3 protein-coding genes are annotated in these 6379 nt (G+C 57.5%); 2 read left to right on the forward strand and 1 reads right to left on the reverse strand.

Translation table 11 applies throughout. The features are described 5' to 3' along the window. Positions 1-45: 45 nt before the first annotated feature. Positions 46-2598, reverse strand: coding sequence for a tetratricopeptide repeat protein (locus VEJ16_13045; protein HYB10589.1), 2553 nt, complete (start codon positions 2596-2598; stop codon positions 46-48). A 312-nt stretch (positions 2599-2910) separates the two neighbouring features. On the opposite strand from VEJ16_13045, the gene VEJ16_13050 reads away from it, so the two are divergent. Together VEJ16_13050 and fliD are read left to right on the forward strand one after the other, a co-directional pair. After that, entirely contained in the window at positions 2911-4071 is a 1161-nt protein-coding gene (locus VEJ16_13050; GenBank protein ID HYB10590.1) for a flagellin, read from the forward strand. Between the two features lie 212 nt (positions 4072-4283). Further along, positions 4284-6379: flagellar filament capping protein FliD (gene fliD, locus VEJ16_13055; GenBank protein HYB10591.1), on the forward strand; the 2096-nt coding region annotated here is incomplete at its 3' end.

The following is a 6379-nucleotide window of genomic DNA, read 5'->3' on the forward strand; positions in this document are numbered from 1 at the left end:
CGGCGCCGAATAGGTGCATGAGGCCGCCGGACCCGCGTGGAGTCCTCAGCGAATGCCCCGTTCGTGCGCTGCCCGCCATACTGCGTCGCGAAATCCCGCCGCAAAGATGTCGCCCCTGCAAAGCGGCGAGTTCTTTACGACTTCGCGCAACGTGGCGCGAAGCAGTCTTAGCGCCTCGGGCTCAGCCGATAAGCTCGCTGCCAAATCCACAAAGCGGTCAGTTGTCTCCACGCTGAGCTCGCCAAGATTAACACTGTTGAGAAGGCTGTGGCTGAGACGCTGATGCATCGCAGGGCCGCGCAGTGTTACCGTCGGAACACCCATCCATAGGGCGTCGCACGTCGTCGTACCGCCAGTGAGAGGAAACGTATCGAGTGCAATGTCGATTTCGTTGTAGCACTCGAGATGTTCGTTCACGGCATTCGTTCGGATAAAGAGACGCTCGGGCGCTATACCGAGGCGACCGAACGTCTTGATCATATTTTCGGCGATAATACGAGATTGTCCCGTCGGCCGTACAAGCAGAAAGCGCGAGTTGGGCACGCGATGCATTACCTCGGCCCACGCCGATACACACCCTTGGCTAAACTTGTACGTGTTGTTGAGCGTGCCGAACGTCACGTAGCCGTTCCGCTCGCAAGGCGGGGTTGGGTCGATTGCCGAGTTGCGAAACCCTTCGAAGCATACCCACGAGTGTGGCACGCAAAGCGGCCTCTCGATTGACAGCTCGGGTATCGTCGGAGCTACCTCGGGATCGAGAAGCATATAATCGACCGCTTCAAAGCCGGTCGAATATGGATAGCCCAGCCATTCGACCTGGATCGGCGCCATACGGTAGGCCATCGCATTCAATCGGGAGCCGACCGTAAACCCTCCGAGGTCGATCATGACGTCGATGCTATCTTCCCGCGCTTTTGCCGCCAACTCACGATCGGATTCGATTTCGACATCGACGAAGCGGTCGACCAGACTGCGTATCTCCGCTTGAACCGGATCGCCGGGGGCTTCAAGCAGCGAATACGCTGTAAGCTCCAAACTGTCCCGGTCGTAGTTGCGCAACAGCGGCAATACGAATTTTGCAACCGAATGGCTGCGCAAATCGTAGGACAGAAGCCCCACGCGCAGCTTGCCCTGGCGGCGCTCTATCGCCAACGGGGGAAGCGGATTCTGTGCCGCTTGCGATTCTACCTTGGTGGCCGATGCGCGATGAAGGGCCGTCAATCGTCGCGAACCCTCGATCGTGTCCGCTTCGACCAGCAAGTAGAGGAATGCGGCCGAAAGGCTATTTGAGTGCAGGCAAGCCTCAGCGGCGTCCCAGATTTCGCCCAAACTCTCAATCGCATCGAAGTCGCAACTCGCGCGGAACGCCTTGTAGGGGAAAACCATGTAGCCTGGCACAAAGCCCGCAAGATGGATTGCCGCCCGCGCCCAAATGTTCGCCTCGTCGCGGCGTTGCTGCACGTCCATGATCTCGCAAACACTGAGATGCGGCTCGACGTAACCGGGCTTGAGCTCAATCGCTTTCCGAAATGCGCATTCGGCCTGCCAACTGTCCTTCATACCCAGGAAGGCACCGCCCAACCGGTACATGGCCTCCGCATGATCGGGTTTGATTTCGAGCGCTTTAACGAGCCAACGGTGCGCTTCCCTGAACCGACGCTCCGTACACAGCACGGCACCGAGGGTCATGAGAAGCTCGGGATCGTTGCTACCTTCGTCAGCCTGGGGAAGCAGCGCTGAGATGGCGCCCTTGTAATCTCCGATATTGGCACACCAGCGGGCGCGGTGGAGTTCGCTCCCCCACTGCCCGTGATCCGCCATTCTCGCTTTTGCAAGGTACTGATCTCCTTCCTCGACATGGCCGATGCGGCGGAGGAGTGTACCGAGATTATTGAGATATTCCGGTCGGTTCGGCGCGATTTCGACAGCACGCCGGTAGCATTCGATGGCATCTTTGGCGCGACCAAGGCAATCATAGACAAAGCCAAGATTGTTACGGTTCGCGGCATCGAGTGGGTCGAGCCGGACGATTCGCTCGAGCGCTTCCCGCGCTTCTTCGGTCTTATTTTGCTCGAAAACGATATCGACGAGCTTGCGCAGTGCCTTCAAGAGATTCGGCTGGAGTGCAAGTGCGCGTCGGCAACAGTCACTCGCCTCGTCCAGCCGCTTGTCGTCATAACAGATGATCGCGAGGTTAGTTAGCGATTCGACGAGTGCAGGGTTGAGAGAAAGGGCTCGACGGTAAGCGCTCTCCGCCTCGCTGATACGGCCAAGCTTCTGCAAGGCGGCGCCAAGGTTCGCAAAGTATTCGCCATTGCTACATTTTTGCCCGATGGCACGGGCTATGAGTTCGGCTGCCGTCTCGGCGTCACCCTGCTGGAACCTAACGACGCCGAGGAGGTGAAGCATGTCGGGATTGTCGGGTGCTGCGGCCAGAATCTCGCGATATGCACGCTCGGCAGCGCCGAACTCACCCCGCTTATGCCACTCTATCGCCGCCGCAAGACCACCGGTAGCCGCTGTCCGCACCGGCGAGGGATTCGCCGCCTGCTTGGTCCGCCGGCGACGCTCCGCCCTGTTCGAATACTGCATGACCATGCGGGAAACCGATTGTCGAGATCGATCCCGATAAAATGGTCGAGACAAGTTTATGTTTCATTAAGTTAATTTGGAGAAGATGGCCGCATCGGCAAGCTCCGCTCAGCAAAATCCGCCCGATGGGAATGGATCTGCCGCGGCTGGGAGCAAGGGTAATACGCGATTGTCCAAGCGATTTAGGAAGAATCGACGGATTGGCCGCTTATCACCCAGTTTGCGCCGCGCCGAAAGGGGGCGCGCTTGTCGTGAATCCCGAGCAGGCAGGTAGTCTGCAAAGCATGATTAGCAACATTCCATGTAGGAGATACTCCAATGGCTCTTAGCGTTCTCTCAAACTACGCCGCGCAGGTTGCGCACCAGAACCTGGTGAACTCGCAACAGGCTGCGTCGCAAACCATCGCACAGTTGGCGTCCGGCCAGCGCATCGTGAATGCGTCAACCGATCCGGCGTCGCTCGCGATCGGTAGCGGTCTAAAGGCCGAGGTGGCCGCGCTCAATCAGGCGAACATCAATGCCGGCCAGGGCGTTTCGGTGCTTCAAATCGCCGACGGCGCTTATTCGAACATCAATGACATCCTGGTCCAGCTCAAGACTTTGGCCATTCAGGCTTCGTCCGGTCAGCTCGACGGCACGGATCGCGCGCAAATCAACTCCGAATACACCAACCTGGTCTCGGAAGTCGATCGTATCGCGAACGTGACGGACTTCAACGGAACCCAGCTCATCAACGGTGGCTTCTCGATTACTGGTGGAACTGGTCTCACGACATCGGCCGGCGTGCAGGGCATCACGCTCCGCGGCGGCGAGTCGGCGGGCAACTATTCCGCCTCCTACGATGGCGCAAGCCATACCTTCACCGTGGCGAATTCGGGTGAAACGTTCACGGGCGCTGTCGCCGCCAGTGCGCTCAGCGGCTCCGGCACGAATGCGACGCTCACGCAGGGTACGGTCGTGACACTCACCAGTACGACCGCTGGCTCGACTGACTCTATCGACATTGCGCTCGACAGCGCCTTTGCCGCAGGCACGAACATTGCTGCCGCCGCGAATCTGACTGCGGCGGGTACGTCAAGCCAGAGCTTCGCGTTCCAGGTCGGTGCAGGCAACACGGCAAACGACCAGATCGGGGTGACACTCAATTCCGCGAGCGCCTCGGCTCTCGGCATCGAGAATACGGACGTCAGCACAATCTCCGACGCCCAGAACGCATCGACCCTGATCACAAACGCCATCAACCAGCTTCAGACGTTCCGCGCCACGGTCGGAGCGGGCGAGAGCCGGTTGCAGTTTGCGCAGAACAATATCTCGACCGCGAGCGAGAATCTCCAGTCGGCCCAGAGCAACCTGCTCGACGTCGACGTGGCTCAGGCAGTGACCTCCCTCACGAGCCAACAGATCCTCGTGCAGTTGGGCGTGTCTGCGCTGGCCCAGGCGAACCAGTTGCCGCAGGATCTCCTGAAGCTTCTGCAGTAGTCACATCCTCGGGTTTGGGAGAGGAGGGCGACCTCCTCTCCCTTTCTCGAAGACGTCAGCGTACTAAACGGTTAATTAATGAGGCTCACGCTAGAAAGGCGGCACAACGCAAAAAAGACCGAAGCCTGTTCGCAGCAATAGGATTTGTACGACGATAAGGGCGATGGACTCTCACGCGCCCGCGAATCGATGTCCCCCATAGTTAAGAGATCATGACCGCGCTTAATTTCAATAACGTCAATGTGAGCAATACGGGGCAGGTCACCTTTTCGGGTGTCGGGTCCGGCATCGATTTTCAGTCGATTGAGAATTCGATCATTCAGGCGAAGCAGGTCCCCATTGACACCCTCCAGACGTCAATTACGAACAATCAGAAGAAGATCTCGGACCTGCAGCAGTTTCAGGGTTTGCTTAATTCACTTCAAAGTTCCCTTTCGCAGATGTACGGCGCCGTTAGCGCAGGCAACTCAAGCAACGATTTCGACGCGACAGTCGCCAACACGAGCAGCTCACGCACCGACGGCCAAACGCCCAGTCCCGCTTCCAACCTGCTTGAGGTGACCACTACGAATCTTGCCCAGCCGGGCACTCACCAAATTCAGGTCCTGCAGCTCGCAACCACAGCGAAGATCGCAAGCGGCGGATTCAACAGCTTGACGACCGACCTGGGCACCGCGAGTGGTGGAACTCAGGGGTCGATTTCGGGAAGCTTCACGATCAACGGTACGACCATCAATGTATCGTCGACGGACAATTTGACGACCTTGGTCAATAACATCAATGCCGCAGATACCGGCACCAACCCGACAGGCGTCACGGCCAGCATCGTGTCCGTAAGCCCGACCGACAATCTGCTCGTGTTGACAGCAGACAAGACCGATACCCCGATTCAGCTCGCGGACCCAAACAATACCGGCGTGCTCGCTCAGCTCGGCGTCTCGAACGACGGCGGGAGCACGTTTCTTAACCAACTTCAAGCTGCGCAGCCGGCGCAATTCACGGCCGACGGCCTGACGAATCCTGCGAGTTTCCAGTCGGCCGTGGAGTCAAGTGGCTCAGCCGCATTCAGCACCTATACATCCGTGCCCTCGGGGACGAACACGTTCCAGATTGTCGACGCGAACAACAACGTGCTGGGTACGGTCACCTACACAAGTGCCGATTCACTCAATACGATCGCAAGCAAGATAAGCGCGATAACGGGCGTCAGCGCGTCGGTCGTACAGACGAGTAGCGGTTCGCAGTTGGTGATCAGTTCCAATAATGGGGCCAAGATTAATCTTACGAATGATTCCGGTAATTTGCTCAGCCAGATCGGAATCGTAAACCAGCCGCTCGTATTGACTCGTTCGAGTAACACGATCGACGACCTGTTCGCCGGCATTACGATCAATCTATTTCAGGCAGAGCCGGGAACGACTGTCAGCGTTCAGATCGCCAACAATGTGGCAGGTGTTCAGAGCGATATTGAGAACTTCGTGCAGGCCTACAATGCCGTGCGTGAGTTCATCAATACGGAGAACCAGACGGACCCCAGTACCGGCGAGGCCGCCACCAATGCCGGACCTTTATTCGACGATTCCACGATGGACGCCATTCGCGATCAACTCTCCGGGATGATCGGCGATGGCACGACCGGCGTCAGTACACAATTCTCCACTCTTGGTCAGATCGGAATTAACTTCGTCGACAATTCGACACTGACCAATCCCACGCAAGATAATACGCTTACGATCGATACCAATACTCTCAATCAGGCGCTGCTCAATAACTTGAGCGACGTGCAAAAGCTGTTCTCATTCACTTTTTCCAGCTCGAACTCGCAGGTTGCTCTTGTCGGGTTCGACGGGACATCGAGCTATAGCCCATCTGGCTATACGCTCAACCTGAACTACGACAGCGCAACCAGTTCAGTGGCGTCGGCCAATGTCAACGGCACGGCCGACGGCGCCGACAACGACAGCGCCACTGTAAACGGTCAGACGATCACGGCCACCAGCCAGACCGGTGCGAGCGGACTGCAGCTCTTCTATACCGGCAATACCAGCCTAAGTAACGTTCAACTCAATTTCACCGTCGGTATTGGCGCACAGATGTTTTTTGCGCTTCAGGGCATGACCGATCAGGCGACCGGCACGGTGCAGAACGAAATCAACGGCATTCAGACCCAGGATCAGGCGATCCAGACGAACATCACCAACCAGACGAATCTGCTGAACACGTATCAGCAGTCCTTGACAAATCAATTCAACAACGCCGAGACCAACGTTTCCGCCCTAAACAATATCCAAGGCAGCCTGTTTCAGCT

Source organism: Alphaproteobacteria bacterium, assembly GCA_035625915.1.
Lineage (GTDB): Bacteria > Pseudomonadota > Alphaproteobacteria > JACZXZ01 > JACZXZ01 > DATDHA01.

Coding starts and splice junctions, on each gene's coding strand:
- VEJ16_13050 (HYB10590.1), top strand. CDS start 2,911: ATGGCTCTTAGCGTTCTCTCAAACTACGCCGCGCAGGTTGCGCACCAG.
- VEJ16_13045 (HYB10589.1), bottom strand. CDS start 2,598: ATGGTCATGCAGTATTCGAACAGGGCGGAGCGTCGCCGGCGGACCAAG.